At 32.1% G+C, this 19064-nt stretch carries 21 protein-coding genes; 17 read left to right on the plus strand and 4 right to left on the minus strand.

All coding sequences use genetic code 11. The features are described from left to right. Positions 1–25: 25 nt before the first annotated feature. Both LNQ49_RS13250 and LNQ49_RS13255 read right to left on the minus strand, forming a co-directional pair. Positions 26–511: a hypothetical protein gene (locus LNQ49_RS13250; protein WP_229989408.1), complete on the minus strand. Its 486-nt coding sequence runs from the start codon at positions 509–511 to the stop codon at positions 26–28. A gap of 92 nt (positions 512–603) precedes the next feature. Beyond that, complete coding sequence (locus tag LNQ49_RS13255; RefSeq protein ID WP_229989409.1) at positions 604–1365, minus strand: MBL fold metallo-hydrolase; 762 nt, start codon at positions 1363–1365, stop codon at positions 604–606. Positions 1366–1660: 295 nt separating this feature from the next. Between LNQ49_RS13255 and LNQ49_RS13260 the strand changes: the two genes are divergently transcribed. The 9 genes from LNQ49_RS13260 to proC all read left to right on the plus strand — a co-directional run bounded on the left by LNQ49_RS13260 (position 1661) and on the right by proC (position 10110). Beyond that, positions 1661–1831, plus strand: coding sequence for a hypothetical protein (locus LNQ49_RS13260; RefSeq protein ID WP_229989410.1), 171 nt, complete (start codon positions 1661–1663; stop codon positions 1829–1831). Between the two features lie 169 nt (positions 1832–2000). Then, a complete protein-coding gene (locus tag LNQ49_RS13265) occupies positions 2001–2483 on the plus strand; it encodes a hypothetical protein (protein ID WP_229989411.1) in 483 nt (160 codons plus the stop codon). Between the two features lie 208 nt (positions 2484–2691). Beyond that, the gene (locus tag LNQ49_RS13270) at positions 2692–3231 is read left to right on the plus strand and encodes a DMP19 family protein (RefSeq protein ID WP_229989412.1); all 540 of its coding nucleotides are present in this window, start codon (positions 2692–2694) and stop codon (positions 3229–3231) included. A gap of 243 nt (positions 3232–3474) precedes the next feature. After that, entirely contained in the window at positions 3475–4746 is a 1272-nt protein-coding gene (serS, locus tag LNQ49_RS13275) for a serine--tRNA ligase (protein ID WP_229989413.1), read from the plus strand. Between the two features lie 72 nt (positions 4747–4818). Then, on the plus strand, positions 4819–6597 hold the full coding sequence (locus LNQ49_RS13280) for a tetratricopeptide repeat protein (RefSeq protein ID WP_229989414.1): 1779 nt from the start codon (positions 4819–4821) through the stop codon (positions 6595–6597). Positions 6598–6656: 59 nt separating this feature from the next. After that, positions 6657–6968, plus strand: a complete 312-nt coding sequence (locus tag LNQ49_RS13285) for a DUF4286 family protein (protein WP_035623518.1) — start codon at positions 6657–6659, stop codon at positions 6966–6968. 76 nt (positions 6969–7044) lie between these two features. After that, entirely contained in the window at positions 7045–7824 is a 780-nt protein-coding gene (gene rsmA, locus LNQ49_RS13290; RefSeq protein ID WP_229989416.1) for a 16S rRNA (adenine(1518)-N(6)/adenine(1519)-N(6))-dimethyltransferase RsmA, read from the plus strand. Further along, positions 7814–9220, plus strand: coding sequence for a magnesium transporter (gene mgtE, locus LNQ49_RS13295; RefSeq protein ID WP_229989417.1), 1407 nt, complete (start codon positions 7814–7816; stop codon positions 9218–9220). The genes rsmA and mgtE overlap by 11 nt, the downstream gene beginning before the upstream one ends. A gap of 113 nt (positions 9221–9333) precedes the next feature. Next, positions 9334–10110, plus strand: coding sequence for a pyrroline-5-carboxylate reductase (gene proC, locus LNQ49_RS13300; RefSeq protein ID WP_229989418.1), 777 nt, complete (start codon positions 9334–9336; stop codon positions 10108–10110). Positions 10111–10167: 57 nt separating this feature from the next. Here the strand turns inward: proC and nhaA are convergent, their stop codons facing one another. Continuing rightward, the gene (gene nhaA / locus LNQ49_RS13305; RefSeq protein WP_229989419.1) at positions 10168–11319 is read right to left on the minus strand and encodes a Na+/H+ antiporter NhaA; all 1152 of its coding nucleotides are present in this window, start codon (positions 11317–11319) and stop codon (positions 10168–10170) included. A 169-nt stretch (positions 11320–11488) separates the two neighbouring features. Between nhaA and LNQ49_RS13310 the strand changes: the two genes are divergently transcribed. The 6 genes from LNQ49_RS13310 to LNQ49_RS13335 all read left to right on the plus strand — a co-directional run bounded on the left by LNQ49_RS13310 (position 11489) and on the right by LNQ49_RS13335 (position 14940). After that, positions 11489–12433: a 2-hydroxyacid dehydrogenase gene (locus LNQ49_RS13310; protein WP_229989421.1), complete on the plus strand. Its 945-nt coding sequence runs from the start codon at positions 11489–11491 to the stop codon at positions 12431–12433. 80 nt (positions 12434–12513) lie between these two features. Then, positions 12514–12792, plus strand: a complete 279-nt coding sequence (locus tag LNQ49_RS13315) for a TM2 domain-containing protein (protein ID WP_229989422.1) — start codon at positions 12514–12516, stop codon at positions 12790–12792. A 165-nt stretch (positions 12793–12957) separates the two neighbouring features. Then, a complete protein-coding gene (locus tag LNQ49_RS13320; protein ID WP_229989428.1) occupies positions 12958–13296 on the plus strand; it encodes a TM2 domain-containing protein in 339 nt (112 codons plus the stop codon). A gap of 3 nt (positions 13297–13299) precedes the next feature. Then, entirely contained in the window at positions 13300–13713 is a 414-nt protein-coding gene (locus LNQ49_RS13325) for a DUF2752 domain-containing protein (RefSeq protein WP_229989429.1), read from the plus strand. Continuing rightward, positions 13710–14156 (plus strand): magnetosome magnetite crystal formation protein family, encoded by a 447-nt coding sequence (locus tag LNQ49_RS13330; protein WP_229989430.1) that lies wholly within the window; start codon positions 13710–13712, stop codon positions 14154–14156. The genes LNQ49_RS13325 and LNQ49_RS13330 overlap by 4 nt, the downstream gene beginning before the upstream one ends. Continuing rightward, positions 14140–14940 carry a M48 family metallopeptidase gene (locus LNQ49_RS13335; protein ID WP_229989432.1) on the plus strand — a complete coding sequence of 267 codons (801 nt, stop codon included), beginning with the start codon at positions 14140–14142 and terminating at the stop codon, positions 14938–14940. The genes LNQ49_RS13330 and LNQ49_RS13335 overlap by 17 nt, the downstream gene beginning before the upstream one ends. A 100-nt stretch (positions 14941–15040) precedes the next feature. Here LNQ49_RS13335 and LNQ49_RS13340 read toward each other — a convergent pair whose 3' ends face one another. Then, positions 15041–16843: a GNAT family N-acyltransferase gene (locus LNQ49_RS13340; protein WP_229989433.1), complete on the minus strand. Its 1803-nt coding sequence runs from the start codon at positions 16841–16843 to the stop codon at positions 15041–15043. A 118-nt stretch (positions 16844–16961) separates the two neighbouring features. Between LNQ49_RS13340 and LNQ49_RS13345 the strand changes: the two genes are divergently transcribed. Together LNQ49_RS13345 and LNQ49_RS13350 are read left to right on the plus strand one after the other, a co-directional pair. Continuing rightward, on the plus strand, positions 16962–17726 hold the full coding sequence (locus LNQ49_RS13345) for an exodeoxyribonuclease III (protein ID WP_229989434.1): 765 nt from the start codon (positions 16962–16964) through the stop codon (positions 17724–17726). Positions 17727–17991: 265 nt separating this feature from the next. After that, positions 17992–18933: an OmpA family protein gene (locus LNQ49_RS13350; protein WP_229989435.1), complete on the plus strand. Its 942-nt coding sequence runs from the start codon at positions 17992–17994 to the stop codon at positions 18931–18933. Positions 18934–19064 lie beyond the last annotated feature (131 nt).

Raw genomic sequence — 19064 nt, forward strand, 5'->3', positions numbered from 1 at the left:
TTTTTAATGAGGTTTTTATATAAATCTATTGGGTTTCATATTGATTTAATTCTTTCCAACAAATGGATATTTCTCGTTGAATTTGTTTTTCTAGTTTAGGGAGCTCATTTATTAACCAGGACTGACTTTCTTTAGTTAAGTAATATTTGTTTTCATTGAGTTTAAAATTCATTGCTCCTATAATTAACGGAATCATTTCATTGACTTCTGATGTTCCGTTTGCAAAATTTGGACCTATCAAGTATTTTAAAATGTCTTTTTCATATTCAGGTTTGTAATATAAAATATGACTGACTATTGGTAAATAGAAATAAAAAAAGCTATTAGTGTTTGAGGCATATTGAATTTTATTCAATTCAGAAATTAAAATATCAGATTGTAAATCGGTACTTTGTAATTCCAATTCTTTTAATAAGTTATATGTTTTTTCCGCGCTCGGGACTATGTTCCCCATCTTTTTTAGATTAGAAAAAGCCTTTTCGAATCGAGAGTTACTACTATTATTACTCATTCAATTATAATTTTCAATTTACTATCTATCCTAATGTATTTTATACTGTTTGTCGAGTCTAAACTAGTTGGATTAACGGCTAATTACCAAGATTAATTTTCATAAAGCTCAAATTCTTCAATATCGTGATATCCGAAAACCTCAATTTCAGGATGCTCATTAATCAAAGTTCTTATTCTCTCTAGTGTGTCTAATCTCAAATTATTGTCATCAGCTCTCATTTCTGCCAACTTATTCACTGGATGATTGGTGTCATGAAGTTCTACTCTCATATAATAAGCGTCTGCAATGTAAAACAACCATTTGTTGTCAATTTTTAAGGTGATACCACAATGACCTAATGTATGTCCAAAAAGAGGAATAAGGAAAATTTCTGTCTCAGTATTTGTTATAACTTTTCTTGCTTCAAAGCCAAACCAATCAGAATTTGATTTTTGATAGGTTTTGATAGTTGGATTATGTGATAACGGGGTTTTTAAATATCTTGGATTAATCGAATGGAAGTTTTCATATTCTTCTATTCCCACGTGAACTATTGCGTTTGGAAAATCGGCAAGACCACCGATATGGTCATTATCGAGATGTGAAATGACACAATCAGTAACTTGTCCCGGGTTGAGACCTAATTTCTCAATTTGCTTTATGGCAGTTTGATTCTGGTTAAAACTATAACCAACCATATCTATTAGTTGTTGTCCTATTCTTTCCAATGGCTGTTGGATGTCCAAAAGTCCAATGCCAGTATCTATTAAAATGAGCCTGTCGCTTTCTTTAAGTAACAGGCAATGTCCACAAACATTATCGTTAACGGGTGAAACAATTTTTACACAGTTTAAATGGTATATATCTTTCATGACTTGTTTGTTGTAGTATTAAGAATGTGACTAGATGATTACTTAACATTGTTGTTTATTGCATTAAGCTTTTCTAGTTATGCTAAAATAGTGTTTTTTTAATTGTTTTAATATTCTCACAAAGTAGTGTTTCTTGTGAAAATGACCTGCGTGTGGGATAGTAGCGGAAAATCCGACCTAAAATTTACTGAGAATACACCCAAAAAGTAGTGCTATTTAAGATTGTACAGATTTGTAATCTATCCTTATTATTAGTTCTTTATATTTGCATACACAATTAAGAAGAGTATAAATTATGGCAAAAGGACCTGAAAAAAACACCAAAAATAAGGCTTTACATACCAAATTGCTCAATCGTAAAAAGGCTAAAATTCAAGAAGAAAAGAAAGAAAAAGCATTGCGATTGAAGGCCTTAGTTGCAAAAATGAATCAGAAAAAGGATAGTGACGAATCGGATGCTGAGTAAATTCTATTGTGTTTAATCCTGTCTGAGAGTACACTAACAATCTCTATGTGAAAAACATGATGGTAAAACGTTAATGATAATTATTGAAATTTTTGAAATTTATATTTTAATTCCTGTTTAGTTGTTAAAAAAATATATTTTAGCGGTTAAATTAACTTAACCCATTCAAATGAAAATTTTACAAAAAATTACTTTTTTTGCTTTTGCTATTTTTGCGTTAGCCACGTTCTCTTCATGTAGTAATAATGATTCCTCAAGCGAGGATGAGATTGAAGTTGAAGAGAATTTTATTAAATTTAAATACAAAGGAAATTCTTATTCTTTTAATCCCGAATTATCAACTTCTGATGCGATGAATTTAATGGGCTATCAAGGTATTGATGATACATATAAAAGTGTTTCTTTATGGATGCCTTTAAACGCTTCTGCAGGGAGTCATCCTATTGTTTATGATTTAAAAAAACTTAATACAACGTATCAAGTAGAATTTAAATTGTTGCCTGAAATTGGTATTGCTAAAGTAACATCTGGAACTATTACTATTACTGTTATTGATAGTAAAAAAATCCAAGGAACATTTAATTTTTCTGGAACAAATGGAGAGACGGCATTTACTGTAACTGATGGTAGTTTTAGTTTCTATAGATTTTAAACAAAAAATAAAATAAATAAATTTTAACCGTGGTAAGTGTAAGCTTACTGCGGTTTTTTATATAAATACTTTAGCATCTCAATATTTTGATGTCGTTTTTGCATTGGGAACCTTAATATGTTGATGCAATTTGTGATTAAAATAAAAAGCATTTCTTTTCTCCAATTTTTACCCGAAATTTGCACCAAACTTATTAAACATAAAGAATATGGAATTCGGTAGAATAATAATTTCTGAAACAGCAATGAATAGTGAAAATCTTCAAGATGTGATTCACTCAAATATTTCGGTAATTAATTTAATGCGTGAGGAAAAAATAGATGATGATCTGATTCATGAAGACGCTTTAATGAGTTATTATTTAGATTATTATACTTCACAATACACAGAAGGAAATTTTGCTCAATTTGTATATAATTCTAGTTGGAATGCAGAATTAAATGAATTAATAGAAGAAGGTTTGACATTACTTGGTGCCGAAAAGCATTTGGAATTATTTCAGCAGCAAAGTAAAAAAGTAAAACTAATGAGTAGTGTTAAGCTCAATAAATTCTTGAAAGGAAAATTAGAAGGGGTAAATCCAATAAGAGACTTGCTTAACAATGATACTTTTTATGAAATAGAAGAGAATCTTGTTGCACTGAATGCAAATTTTTTAAAATCACATCCAGATTTAGAAGTTCTTTCAGTAGATGATATGTTTACTGCTTTGGAAGAGTTTGTTGGACATGAAATCAAAAGATTGTAGGTTTTTGAAAGATTCAGAGACTCAAATAGACAAAGGTTAAGAATAGAAATTTGACAATGATTCATGCTCTACTTATTGAATTTTTCTCAATTTCAGTGGCTTCTTCGTGTCTCTTCATAAAATAATTTCTTCTTATAAGTAAGAAATTGTCTTTAGTGTTAAACTTTGTCCAATTCTTAGCAAACATTTCCTTAAATTTGCTTCCTTAATATATAAAAATACAATAGTTACAAAATTTAAGCTATGTTACAAATCGCATTTATTAGAGAGAATCAGGAGAAAGTAATCACAGCTTTGGCAAAACGAAATATCGATGCCAAAAGTGCTGTTGAAGAAGTGGTGCAACTAGATGAAAAACGTCGTGCAACTCAAGTTGAGTTGGATAACATTTTGTCTGAATCTAATAAATTATCCAAAGATATTGGCGAATTGATGAAAGCGGGTGAAAAATCTAAAGCCGCTATCTTAAAAGAAAAAACAGTTGTATTAAAAGAGAAAAGTAAAGAGTTAGCAGATATAGCCGATGCTTTGGCGCAAGACTTAACTCAAAAGCTATATACATTACCAAATCTTCCAGCTGATATTGTACCAGCAGGAAAAACTCCTGAAGAGAATTTGAATGTCTTTGAAGAGGGTGAAATTCCAGTGTTGCATGAAGGTGCACAACCGCATTGGGATTTGGTAAAAAAATATGATATTATCGATTTTGAGCTAGGTGTAAAAATTGCTGGTGCTGGATTTCCTGTTTATAAAGGAAAAGGAGCTAGATTACAACGTGCCTTAATCAATTATTTTTTAGATAAAAATACTGCTGCAGGATATAATGAAGTACAAGTACCACATTTGGTGAATGAAGCTTCAGGTTACGGAACAGGTCAATTGCCAGACAAAGAAGGGCAAATGTATCATTCGACTATTGATGATTTATATTTAATCCCAACTGCCGAAGTTCCTGTGACGAATTTGTTCCGCGATGTTATTTTAAGCGAGAGCGAATTACCAGTTTTACATACTGCTTATACACCTTGTTTCCGTCGTGAAGCAGGTTCTTATGGAGCACATGTACGTGGATTAAATCGTTTACATCAATTTGACAAAGTAGAAATTGTACGTGTTGAGCATCCAGATAATTCATATAAAGCGCTTGACGGAATGGTTGAGCATGTGAAAAATATTTTGCAAGAATTAAAATTGCCTTACCGAATTTTACGTTTGTGTGGTGGTGACATGGGTTTCACAGCAGCATTAACATATGACTTTGAGGTTTTTTCAACTGCACAAGATCGTTGGTTAGAAATTAGTTCAGTTTCTAACTTTGAAACTTTTCAAGCTAATCGTTTAAAATTACGTTTTAAAGATAAAGATGGAAAGAATCAATTAGCACATACATTAAACGGAAGTTCATTGGCATTGCCAAGAGTTCTTGCTGGAATTCTTGAAAACTACCAAACTCCAGAAGGAATCGTAATTCCAGAAGTATTACGTCCATACTGTGGGTTTGATATCATAGATTAATTAGTATTTGGTTTTCAGTCGCAGTTTTCAGAGCTGCGACTGTTTACTAAGACTACAACTTAAAAACTGAATATGAAAAATATTTTTATCTATATCGTTTTGTTGTGGTCTACTTTTGCGTTATCCCAAAATGAGCAATTAGCGCAATATTATTATGATAAAGGTGATTTTGAAAAAGCTAAAATCAGCTATCAGGAATTATTGGATAATTATCCATCTAATACCCAATATTTTTATAGAGCAATCGACTGTTATCAACAATTACAGCAGTTTGATGTAGCTGAAAAAATTATCCAAAACCGTTTTAATAGGTACAAACAAGGTACTATTTTAATCGAATTGGGATATAATTTTCAATTACAAAAAAATGATGCTAAAGCCAAAAATTACTACGATCAGGCTTTAGAAAAAATCGTAACAAACCCCAATGAGGTATTTGGAATAGCCAATTCTTTTGAAAAAAAAGTATTACTAGAATACGCCCTAAAAGCGTATCAGCAGGCATCGAAAATTCAGCCTAGTTTTAATTTTAATTTTCAGATTGGTTTGTTGTATGGACAAATGGGTAAGACGGATATGATGGTTGAAACATTGTTGACAGAATCCTTTATCAATCAGCAAAACACAGCACTTATTCAGAGTCAGCTATCAAGATTTATGGCTGATGAAGCCGATACAACATTTAATGATGCATTGCGCAAATCCCTTATTTTAAGAACTCAAAAAGAGCAGGATGTTTTTTGGAATCGCTATTTGAGTTGGTTTTATGTGCAACAAAAAGAATTTGGAAAAGCTTTTATTCAGGAGAAAGCTATTTATAAGCGAGACCCAGAATCACTTTCTAGCATTGTTAATTTGGCTCAATTTGCTATTGATGATGATGATCCAGAGGCTGCTCAGGAAATTTTAGCTTTCGTTTTAGAAAACACAAAAGATCTCGATTTGCTCGTACAGGCAAATACTTACTTGTATAAAATGAAAATTGACAAGGCTACTGAGAAAGAATATGTAGCGATTAATACGGAACTTCAAGGATTGCTAACAACTTATGGCATAAGCCCTTTTACCTTATCTTTGCAATTAATTTATGCTCATTTTTTGGCTTTTGACTTAAAAAAAACTGAAGAGGCTAAAACGATTGTGAAAAAAGCACTCGAATTGCAACTTAATGATTATCAACAAGCACAAGCAAAAATGGAATTGGCAGATATTTTGCTTTATGAAGAAAAATTCAATCAGGCATTATTGTACTATTCACAGATAGAATTGGACTTGAAAAATGATGTTATGGCACATGAAGCGAGTTTGAAAGCTGCCAAAACAAGTTATTTTAAAACAGATTTTGTTTGGGCTTTAAAACAGTTTAAAGAGCTTAAATCAGCTAGTACACAGTTGATTGCAAACGATGCTTTGGAGTATTTTTTATTGATAAATGACAATACTATTGCCGACTCGACGCAAACAGCTTTGAAGCAATTTGCAAAGGGAGACTATCTTATATTTCAAAATAGAAACCAAGATGCAATAGTGCAATTTCAAAATATATTAAAAACTTTTAAAGGACAAGAAATAGAAGCCGTAACTTTGCTGAGATTAGGACAAATTTATGAAGACTTAGGCGATTATAATTCGGCTATAAGCCAATATCAATTGATTATCGATCAACACAGTGACGGAATCTATATTGATGAAGCTTTGTTCTTTTCGGCAGAGATTTATAATAAGAAATTACAGGATTCTGAAAAGGCTAAAGCCTTATATGAGAAAGTGATTTTTAACCATCAGGACAGTATTTATTTTGTAGATGCCAGAAAGAGATATAGAGAATTAAGGGGCGATACTAATTTATAGGTGGGTTTAATTGGTTATTTATTTAACTGATTAACCGAAAAACGATTAAAAAATATAAAATGATTATTTACAACATCACCACAAACATACATGAAAGTGTGCATGACCAATGGTTAAATTGGATGCAACAAAAACATATTCCTGAAATTTTAGCAACAGGAAAATTTTCATCTGCAAGAATTGTAAAAGTTTTAGTAGATGAAGAAATGGGAGGAATTACTTATTCGGTTCAGTATGTAACCGATAGTAAGGAAACTTTAGAGAAATATTACCTTGAAGACGAACCCGCTTTTAGTCAGGAAGCATTGCGATTATTTGCAGATAAGATGCTTTCTTTTAGAACAGAATTGGAGTTTATCTCAGATCATTAATAGATTATTCAATATTTGGATGATTCGATTTATCGAAAATCTAATGATACAATAATCTAAGAATCTAAAAAATACAATGGAAAAAGTAAAAGCCAAAAAACATCTCGGACAACATTTCCTGAAAGATGAAAGCATCGCTAAGGCAATCGCAGATACGTTAAGTTTAAATGGATATGAAGAGGTTCTGGAAATTGGACCAGGAATGGGTGTGCTGACGAAATACTTGTTAGAAAAACCAATTAATACGTATGTTATCGAAATCGATACTGAATCGGTAACTTATCTGGATGAGAATTATCCAAAATTAAAAGATAAAATTATTTCAAAAGATTTTTTGAAATATGATATAAATGAAGTTTTTGAGAAGAAGCAATTTGCAATAATAGGGAATTTCCCATACAATATTTCAACTCAAATTGTTTTTAAAACATTAGAATACCGTGATCAGATTCCTGAATTTTCTGGAATGTTCCAAAAAGAGGTAGCACAACGTATTTGCGAAAAGAAAGGGTCAAAAGCTTACGGAATACTTTCAGTTTTAGCACAGGCTTTTTATGATACTGAATACTTGTTTACAGTAGATGAGAATGTATTTATTCCGCCCCCCAAAGTAAAATCGGGTGTTATGAAAATGACCCGAAAAGAAGACTACAGTTTGCCTTGTGGCGAAAAGTTATTCTTTACAGTTGTGAAAACAGCTTTCCAACAACGTAGAAAAACGTTACGTAACAGTTTGAAAACATTAAATTTATCAGACAAGTTAAGAGAAGATACTATCTTTGATTTGCGTCCGGAACAGCTAAGTGTGGCAGAATTTATAGCATTAACTCAAAAAATAGAAGCCGATGGAGTTTAAAATCAGCAAAGGTCTAATACAGGAATTAGAAACACTCATTCAAAGTAAAAACGACAAGCAATTGGAAGTTTTATTGAATGATATTCACCATGCTGATATTGCCGAAATCCTAGATGAGTTAGATTTCGATAAAGCAACGTATATATTTAAAGTATTAGATAGCGAAAAAACCGCCGAGATTCTTCTAGAATTAGACGATGATTTGCGTGAAAATATATTAAGCAGGCTTTCGCCAAAAGAGATTGCCGAGGAGCTTGATGAATTAGAAACAAATGATGCTGCCGATATTATAGGTGAATTATCGAAAGATAGAAAAGCCGAAGTAATATCTGAGCTTCAAGACGTAGAACATGCCAAAGGCATTGTTGATTTATTACGTTATGCTGAGAATACTGCAGGAGGAATCATGCATAAAGAGTTAGTAAAAGTCAATGAAAATTGGAACGTACTTACTTGTGTGAAAGAAATGCGAATTCAGGCAGAGAATATTTCAAGAGTACATTCTATTTATGTAGTTGATGATGAGGACAGATTAAAAGGACGTTTGTCACTTAAAGATCTATTAACAACTTCTACAAGAACTCCAGTTAGTGAGGTTTATATTAAAAAACTGCATTATGTAGATGTAGGAACTCCCGATGTCGAGGTAGGACGTATAATGGAAAAATATGATTTAGAAGCGATACCTGTTGTAGATGAACTAGGGCGTTTGGTTGGTCGTATTACTATTGATGACGTTATTGATGTTATTAAGGACGAAATAGAAAAAAGAGATACGGAGGACATTCAGAAATTTGGGGGTTTGGAAGCGCTTGAATTACCATACGTAGAAACTACTCTTTTTGAAATGGTTAAAAAAAGAGCTACCTGGTTGGTAGTTTTATTTATTGGAGAAATGTTTACTGCTTCAGCTATGGGCTTTTTTGAAGGCGAAATAGAGAAAGCAGTTGTCTTAGCATTATTCGTTCCGTTGATTATTTCTAGTGGAGGGAACTCTGGTTCGCAAGCAGCAACACTTATTATCCGTGCTATGGCGCTAAAAGAGTTGACACTAAAAGACTGGTGGTATGTAATGAAAAAGGAAATTGCATCAGGATTTTTATTAGGTTCTATATTAGGAATTGTAGGATTTGTAAGAATTATGATTTGGCAAAAATCTGGATTTTATGAATATGGAACTCATTGGTTTTTTGTTGCAATGACAGTTTCAATTTCCTTATTATTTATTGTATTATGGGGAACACTTTCGGGCTCAATGATACCATTTATGTTAAAGAAGCTTAAGCTAGATCCGGCTACTTCATCAGCACCATTTGTAGCTACATTGGTAGATGTAACTGGATTAGTTATTTATTTCTCAATCGCATCCTTACTATTAAAAGGCAAATTATTATAAGTAGTAGCATGAATTTAAATATAACTAACCACTATATTTTATGCTTTTAGAGTCTTTATTAGGACTCAAACTATTAAACCAAAACAACCAAAAAACTATAAATTACAACCAGAATGAAAGTACACATAATAGGAGGAGGAAACCTCGGGGTTTCTATAGCCTTAGGAATTGCAAAATTTTCAAAGAATAATCAAGTTACGATTACCAGAAGGAATACAGCTAGTATTTTGTATTTACAAGAATTAGGTATTACCGTTTCATCTGATAATAAATATAAAATACAAGAAGCAGATCTTATCATATTAACTATAAAACCGTATCAAGTTGATACTGTTTTGGCAGAAATACTTCCAGTAATTTCTAATAAAACAATCGCTTCGGCAGTAAGTGGTTTAGCAATAGATGTACTTCAAGATAAAACGAATCAAGAACATCATGTGGTGCGAATTATGCCTAATATTGCGGCGCAATTTGGTGAATCGGCTACATGTATTTCATTTGGAGAAAAAGACAAAGCACAGGCATTACCAGTTATAACTTTGTTCGAAGATTTAGGTACTGCACCAATTATTGATGAAAAATTGATGGATGCGGCAACTGTTTTAGGAGCTTGTGGTACTGCTTATGCATTGCGATATATTCGTGCTTCTATGCAAGCGGGTATCGAAATAGGATTTGATTCTCAAACGGCATTAGCAATAGCAGCACAAACTGTAAAAGGAGCTGCCAAAATGTTACTAGAAGAAAAAGTGCATCCTGAACAGTTAATTGATAGAGTAACTACACCACAAGGATGTACAATTGTTGGTTTGAATGAAATGGAACACAACGGTTTTAGTTCATCATTAATAAAAGGAATTAAAACTTCTTTAAAGCAAATTAAAGGATAGCATTTAAAGGCATATAAAAAAAGGACTTTCGGTTTAAACTGAAAGTCCTTTTTTATTTTAAGTACGTTTAACTCGTTTCTTTGTGAGAGAAAATTTCAAGAATACAAAGCCTAATAATCCAGCTATAAATGAGGCTAGCAAAATGGCTATTTTAGAAAAAGTAATTACTTCAGGTTCATTAAAAGCAAGTAAAGTTATAAAGATTGACATTGTGAATCCAATTCCTCCTAGCATTCCAGCACCTATAACATAAGACCATTTAAGTTCTTTTGGTAATGTGCAAATGCCTAATGTAACACCCAAGAAAGCAAATAGAGTTATTCCTAATGGTTTTCCAACCACCAGACCTAGAATGATTCCTAATGCGTTGGGGTGGCTTAATCCTTCATGCCAATCGGAGTTAATAGCAATACAAGTATTGGCTAAAGCAAATAACGGCAAGATAAAAAAGGCAACTGGTTTGTGTAAAAAGTGCTGTAGTTTATAAGAAGATGTATTCTTGCTACCATCTCCAAACGGAATTACAAAAGCAAGTAAAACACCTGTTATAGTTGCATGTACTCCAGAGTTAAGCATGAAATACCACATGATGACTCCACCAATCAAATAAATATAAAGATTGTGAATCTTCATTCGATTAAAAATAAATAACACTCCTAAAACTGCAAAAGCAAGTGCTAGATTTAGAAAAGATATACTCGTTGTGTAGAATAATGCAATAACTATAATAGCACCTAAATCATCGATTACAGCAAGTGCAGTAAGAAAGACTTTAAGTGAAGAAGGTACTTTGTTTCCTAAAAGAGATAAAATTCCAATTGCAAAGGCAATATCAGTTGCCATTGGGATTCCTGCTCCGTTTTGAGTTGCAGTTCCAAAGTTTAATAATAAAAACAATCCAGCAGGAACTAGCATTCCACCTAAAGCACCAAAAATTGGTAAGGAAGCATTTTTTATACTGGTTAATTCGCCTTGGTAAATCTCGCGTTCTAACTCTAATCCTATTAGAAGAAAAAAGATGGTCATCAAACCATCATTTATCCAATGAGTTATTGAATGATGCCCAATATTGGTTTCCCAAAATGCTATATAATCATTTTGGAATATAGAGTTTGCAAGAAAAAGAGAAAGTAAAGTTACGAAAAGTAAGATGAGCCCACCAGATTTTTCACTTTGAAAAAAGGCCTTAAATGTTTTTGTTAATTTCATTTTTTGGAATAAGGTTGAAAATGCATTATTTTCAAAGTTAAAAAAATATAACCAATAAAACAGCAAATATTGGTTTTTAGAGGTGTTTTAGCATTGTCAATTTAATGAAGAAACGATATAACCCATATTTTTTTTGTTACTTTGTTTGTATAATTTAAGTCATAATTTCATGCCAATTAAAGTTTTACATATCGATAGCAATCACCCAATTCTTTGGGAACAATTGCAAGAAGCAGGATTCGAAAATTATGCTGATTTTACTTCATCTAAAGAAGAAATTGAAGCAAAAATTCAGGATTATCAAGGAATTGTAATTAGAAGTCGTTTTAAAATCGACAAACAGTTTATAGATAAAGCAACAAATTTAAAATTTATAGCACGAGTTGGAGCGGGATTAGAAAGTATTGATTGCGATTATGCCCTATCTAAAGATATTGATCTTATTGCTGCTCCTGAAGGAAACCGTAATGCAGTTGCCGAACATACATTAGGGATGATTCTTTCCCTTTTTAATAAACTCAATCTTGCTGATAGCGAAATACGTTCTGGACAATGGAACAGAGAAAGTAATCGTGGTTATGAGCTTGATGGGAAAACGGTTGGTATTATAGGTTATGGTAATATGGGAAAAGCATTTGCAAAAAAACTAAGAGGTTTTGATGTAGAGGTTTTGTGTTATGATATTCTGGATAATGTAGGAGATGAAAATGCCAAACAAGTTTCGTTAAAAGAACTTCAGGAAAAGACTGATGTGTTGAGTTTACATATTCCGTGGACACCAGAAACGGATAAGATGGTAGATGCAGCTTTTATCAATGGATTCAAAAAACCGATATGGATAATTAATACCTCAAGAGGGAAAAATATTGTTACTGCTGATTTGGTTGAAGCAATGCGATCAGAGAAAGTACTTGGTGCAGGTTTGGATGTTTTGGAATATGAAAAATTATCTTTTGAAACACTTTTTCAAGATAAAGATACTCCGGAAGCATTTCAATATCTATTAGACGGAAAAAAAGTAATCTTAACGCCACATATTGCAGGCTGGACATTTGAAAGTCATGAGCGTTTAGCACAAGTAATTGTTGACAAAATTAAAGCAGCTTGTTTGTAGATGAAAATTTTAAGACGAATTTGTGAATTTTCTCAATAAAATTTCTATTTTTATTCATTATAAATTATTAACCGATAAAAATGGAAAATTCAAAACAAGAAGAGTGGAACAATCCACAAATTATTAAACAAGATAATAAAAAAGTACTTGCTGGAGTTTTAGCAATTGTATTAGGAGGCTTAGGTATCCATAAATTTATTTTAGGATATACTAAAGAAGGTATCATTCAGTTGGTTATCGGAGTGGTGACTTGCGGTGCTGGTGGAATAATTGGACTTGTAGAAGGAATAATTTATTTAACTAAGACTGATGAAGAGTTTTATCAGACGTATCAGGTAGGTAAGAAAGGCTGGTTTTAAGATATAAAATCTCGATATTTCGAGATTTTTTTTTGCCTTTACTTTTGGTTTTAATAGAGCAAAATTAAAGCAGGTTATTTCTTATAAATTCATATATTTGCAAAAATTGGAGTATCCGAAAATCCATAAATAGAGTAGGGACTAATCAAAACTAAAAAATTAATAATGGATTCACAGAAAGTTGATATGTTCATGATGATGAACGCAAAATATTTTGAAGGACATCATTTAAACACAATCAGAGAAAAACTTATGACTTTAGATGAAAGCCAATGGCAAAGATTACAATTAACTCAATTTAAAGACCCAACTACTGCATTGTTGATTTCTATTTTTGCAGGAGCATACGGAATTGACCGTTTTTATATCGGAGATACAGGAATGGGAGTAGGAAAATTGCTTACTTGTGGAGGTTTTATGGTTTGGGCTATTGTGGATTGGTTTTTAATTCAAGGAGCAACCAAAGAAAAAAATGCTACAGCATTTAATAATGCTTTTTTGTAAAATATGAATAAAAACAAGCTTTATTTACTAATCTTATTCGCTTGTTTTTTAGGATATAGTTGGTTGTTCTTTTTTAATTTTGCCACACATTTAAATTCTCATCATGATTTTACAGTGTGCCTTTTTAAAAGAATAACCACTATTCCTTGTCCTTCTTGTGGAACTACACGTGCAGTTGATAGTTTTTTTAAAGGAAAAATACTTACTTCTTTATACCTAAATCCTTTTGGAATTATAGTAGCAGGAATAATGCTTATTACTCCAGGCTGGATTGCATTTGATTACTTCACAAAAAGGCAATCTTTTTACGATTTCTACATCAAAACAGAAACAATAATTAAGACAAAAAAAATTGCAATCTTATTGATTATTCTAGTAATCATCAATTGGGTTTGGAATATAAATAAACAATTATGACCGCATTAGATAAGTTTAAATACAAACCCTACGATAGCGAGTTGGAAAGGGCTTCAAATAGTTATTTGATGTCACTTGTTGCTGTATTGGGAGGATTACCATTGCCAATTATGAATTTATTGGCATCTGTTTTTTTTTATTTAGGGAATAGAAAGAGTACAGCTTTCGTAAAATGGCATTGTACTCAAGCACTATTAGCGCAACTGGGCTTATTCTTCTTTAATACAGTTGGTTTTTGGTGGACAATTTCAATTGTTTTCCGTGAAGGACAATTTACAAATACATATATCGCTTATATGTTGACAGTAGTAGGCTTTAACCTTCTAGAGTTTATTTTTACCCTGTATTTGGCTGGTCAAACCAGAAAAGGAAATCATATCGAAATATATTTTTTCGCTGATATTACTAATTTAATTTGCAAAACCAATGAAAACACTATTTAGAGGATTATCTATTGTCGGATCTTTTTTTGTAATATGGTTTTTATTGGCACAAATAGATTATATCACTTTTTTTAAAATAGATAAAGCCAAAAGCGCTACCGAAAAGGGAGTTGGAGATATGATTTGGGATCAAATTAAAAAAACGGATGACATAATAATAAATGATTCGATTACAAACACCTTAGACAAGTTGCTTAAACCATTATGCGAAAAAAATGGTATTATACGCGATAGTCTTAAAGTTCATATTATTCAAAAAGATGAGGTAAATGCTTTTGCTTTACCTGACGGACATTTGGTGGTGTATTCAGGTTTAATTGAAGCTTCGAAAAATGAACAAGCATTGATTGGAGTTTTAGGTCATGAAATTGCTCATATTGAGAAAGATCATGTTATGAAAAAACTATCCAAAGAAATTGGTTTTTCAGTACTAATGTCTATTACAACAGGAGGCAACAGCGGGGGTGTGATAAAAGAAATAATGCATACATTATCTTCTACAGCTTACGATCGTTCACTAGAAAAAGAAGCAGATATTACGAGTGTTGAATATATGCTTAAAGCAAAAATTGACCCTAGACCTTTTGCTGATTTCTTGTACGATATGTCTTTTGATAATAATTTTGGAAGTGCTTTGTCATGGATAAGTACACATCCAGAATCTGAGGCTAGAGCTAAATATATCTTAGAATATATAAAAGGGAAAAAGCTGGATAAGAAAACAATATTATCCCAGAAAGAATGGGATGGCTTTAAAAAGGCAGTTGATGATTATGAAAATTAATATTTATACTTGCTAATCTTTTTAATCAAACTATAATTCACATAAAAAATCCCGTTTCAAATTCATGAAACGGGATTTTTATTTTATATATGATTTAGATTTAATCTTCTTTCTCAGCTAGTTTTCTTTCCAGTTCTATTTGGAATTCTTCGATAACTGGTTTCATAGTGCTTTCTGGAATATCGGCAATACGAATGTACATTAAACCGTCGATAGCGTTATTAAATAATGGGTCAACATTAAAAGCAACAACACGTGCATTTTGCTTGATATACTTTTTAATTAAAACGGGCAAACGTAAATTCCCAGGTTCTAATTCGTCAATAATTTTGTCAAACTTATTCAAATCTGATTCGGCTTCATCAAAAATAAAGTCTTTATCAGCATCTTTTAGTTTAACCTTATATGCTTTTTTCGGATGAATGTATTGAGCAATATAAGGATCGTAATAATTTGATTTCATAAACTCAATCATCAATGATTTTGAAAAATCAGAGAATTGATTGCTTATACTTACGCCACCAAGTAAATATTTGTGCTCAGGATAACGCAATGTTGTATGAATGATTCCTTTCCACAATAAGAAAAGAGGCATTGGTTTTTGTTGGTATTCTTTAATGATAAATGCACGTCCCATTTCGATAGACTTATGCATCATATCATGAAGTTCTGGTTCAAATCTAAAAAGGTCATTTAGATAAAAGCCATCCATTCCATATTTAGGATAGATTTCAGAACCTAGTCCCATACGGTAAGCCCCAGAAATTTTCTTGGCATCATCATCCCATAAAAACATATGGTGATAATATTGATCGTATTTGTCAATATCAATTGGTTCATTTGTTCCTTCACCAACCTCACGGAAAGTAATTTCACGCAAACGTCCAATTTCATGTAATATATTCGGAATGTTTTTAGCAGAAGCAAAAAACACTTCATAATTTTTACTTTGTAACAATCTGCAATCAGTACTTCTTAAAGCTTCAACTTCGGCATTTATCTTGTTCTCATTTGCAGGAGTAACAATTTCCTTAGGGCTTTTAGGAATTTTTAAGCTGGCAGTATCTAGCAATTTATGTTCCTTTTCAAAAGGATTTGCTAGCATGTATGTTTTCTTTCTTAAGAACTCAGAATATTCTTCAAATGATTCAAGTTCGTTTTGTTCGTTGACAGAAATAGGTTTTCCGATACGTACCTTAATAACACGATCTTTTTGAGTAAGTAACTCCGATGGTAATTTTGCCGTACGTAAAGTATCATCTATTTTAGAAAGCCAATAAAACAATTTGCTGTTTTTGGCATGAAAATAAATAGGAACAACTGGAACTTTGGCTTTTCGTATTAATTTAATCGCGCCTTCTTCCCAAGGTTTATCCACTACCAACTTTCCATCTTTATAAGTAGAAACCTCTCCTGCAGGAAAAATACCTAAAGGTTTTCCATCACTTAAATGACGGAATGTTTCTTTAATTCCTACCACGCTAGATTTAGCATCCTTATGATTTTCAAAAGGATTTACAGGCATGATATACTTTTTAAGCGGAACAATACGGTGTAATAAGAAATTGGCGATAATTTTAAAATTAGGCTCTCTTTCAAGCATTAATTTTAGCAATAAGATGCCATCAATACCACCAAGTGGATGGTTTGAGATCGTAATATAAGCACCGTCTTTAGGCAATCGTTTTAAATCTTCTTCTGGAATTTCGAATTTGATTTGTAAATCATCCAAAACTCCGTTCAAGAAAGCAACATCTTCTAAATGTTTGTTTCTATCGTATACCTTATTCAAGGTCGATATCTTTAGCACCTTCATAAGGACCCAACCAGAGAAAGTACCTAGAACCCCGTACTTGTCAACATTTATTGCCTTGGCAACTTCTTTCGCGGTAACTAAACCCATGTACAATTTGTTTTTTTAGAGCAGGAAACAAAGATAACAAAAAAGTCTACTTTTCCTTATTTCTTATTCAAACTTTCCGCTTTTTTATTACATTTGAAATACATAAAACAAAATTGTAATGAAAATTATTTCTTATAACGTAAACGGAATTCGTGCTGCAATTTCAAAAGGATTTATCGATTGGTTACAACATGCAAATCCGGATGTTATTTGTCTTCAGGAGATTAAAGCCACAGAAGATCAAATTCCTGTAGACGATATTACCAAAGCAGGTTATCCATATCAGTATTATTATCCAGCTACAAAAAAGGGATATAGTGGTGTAGCTATCCTTTCAAAAATAAAACCAAATAATGTGGTGTACGGAACTGGAATTCAGCACATGGATTTTGAGGGAAGAAACCTTCGAGCAGATTTTGATAGCTGCTCAGTAATGAGTTTGTATCTTCCGTCTGGGACAAACATTCAGCGATTGGATCATAAATTCATGTTCATGGATGACTTCCAGACTTATATCAATGAACTTAAAAAAACAACTCCAAACCTTATTATCTGTGGAGACTATAACATTTGTCACGAAGCAATAGATATTCATGATCCAGTTCGTAATAAAACCGTTTCAGGATTTTTACCAGCTGAAAGAGCTTGGTTAGATGGTTTTATGAAAACAGGATTTATAGATAGTTTTCGTCATTTTAACAAAGAACCTCACAATTATTCTTGGTGGAGCTACCGCGCAGGAGCAAGAGGAAATAATAAAGGTTGGAGAATCGATTATAATTTAGTTAGCGATACTTTACAAGACAAACTAACACGAGCAGTTATATTACCAGATGCAGTACATTCAGATCATTGTCCAGTTTTAGTCGAAATTGAAGATTAATGGTATCATTATTGTTAGATAAATACAAGTTTTAAGCTTATATTGCTATCCTGAGTAGAATTTTCTTAGGGTCTATTTCCTTCTTTGCGCTATAATCTTCCTGTTTTTAAAAGCAAAAATAGAATGGATTTTAGTTGCAAATGATAATTCATTGTACTTATATGATAATAAAAGTATAGCGAAAGAATCAGAGCTAGAATTTATGCTAATACTAATAATTACAAAAGAATAAGAATATCTCAAATAATAAACACCACAAATAAAAATGATTAAAAAAGCCTCAATCGGATTATTGATATTAGCACTTACAACATCGTGTGTATCTAAAAAAATATACAATGATTTAGAAACTAAATTTGCCGATTTAAAAAAAGAGAACCGTTCTATATCTGATGAAAATGCAGAATTGCTTAAAGCAAAAAATCAATTGGAACTAGATCGTGACGGACTAAATAAAAACCTTAGCGCAACCAAAGCAGAATTAGAAAAACAAAAAGCGGATTATGCTGCTGCACAAAACAAATTAAAAGTTTTACAAGACTCTTATAATGCACTAGAGAAAAATAGTGACGAAGCCTTAAAAAACAATATGAATAAGAACCGTGAGTTGTTAGAGCAATTAGAGGCTAAAGGAAAAGCATTGGCTGCAGAACAAGCACGTTTGGATAAAACAGCAAAACGATTAGATGAATTAGAAGCTATGATAGCAGCAAAAGAAGCAGCTATGAAAAAGCTAAAAGAAACGCTTTCAAAAGCGCTGAATGGTTTTGAAGGAAAAGGATTGACAGTAGAACAAAAGAATGGGAAAGTATATGTTTCAATGGAAAACAAATTACTTTTTAATTCAGGAAGCTGGTCTGTAGGAACAGAAGGTAAAAAAGCGGTAGTAGAATTAGGGAAAGTATTAGGAGACAATCCAGATCTTTCGGTACTAATTGAAGGACATACAGATGATGATCCATATGTAGGTTCAGGAGTAATTGCTAATAACTGGGATTTATCAACTAAAAGAGCAACTGCAATTGTAGCTATCTTGAGTGAAAACAGCAAAATCAACAAACAAAAATTAACGGCTGCTGGTCGTGGAGAATTCTCACCATTGGCAAGCAATGCAACTCCAGAAGGAAAAGCTAAAAACCGTAGAATCGAAATCATTCTAACACCAAGATTAGATGAAATCGCTGATATGTTGAATAGTCTTAATTAAGAGTTACTAAGATTTAGGAGTCACTAAGGCTCTAAGGTTTTAAAAGATAAAAGGTTCAAAGGATATACTTTGAACCTTTTTTTATTTAATAAATTTAAAAAGTGTTTGCTACTTTGTCTCTCTGTTACGTT

This window comes from Flavobacterium pisciphilum, assembly GCF_020905345.1.
GTDB lineage: Bacteria > Bacteroidota > Bacteroidia > Flavobacteriales > Flavobacteriaceae > Flavobacterium > Flavobacterium pisciphilum.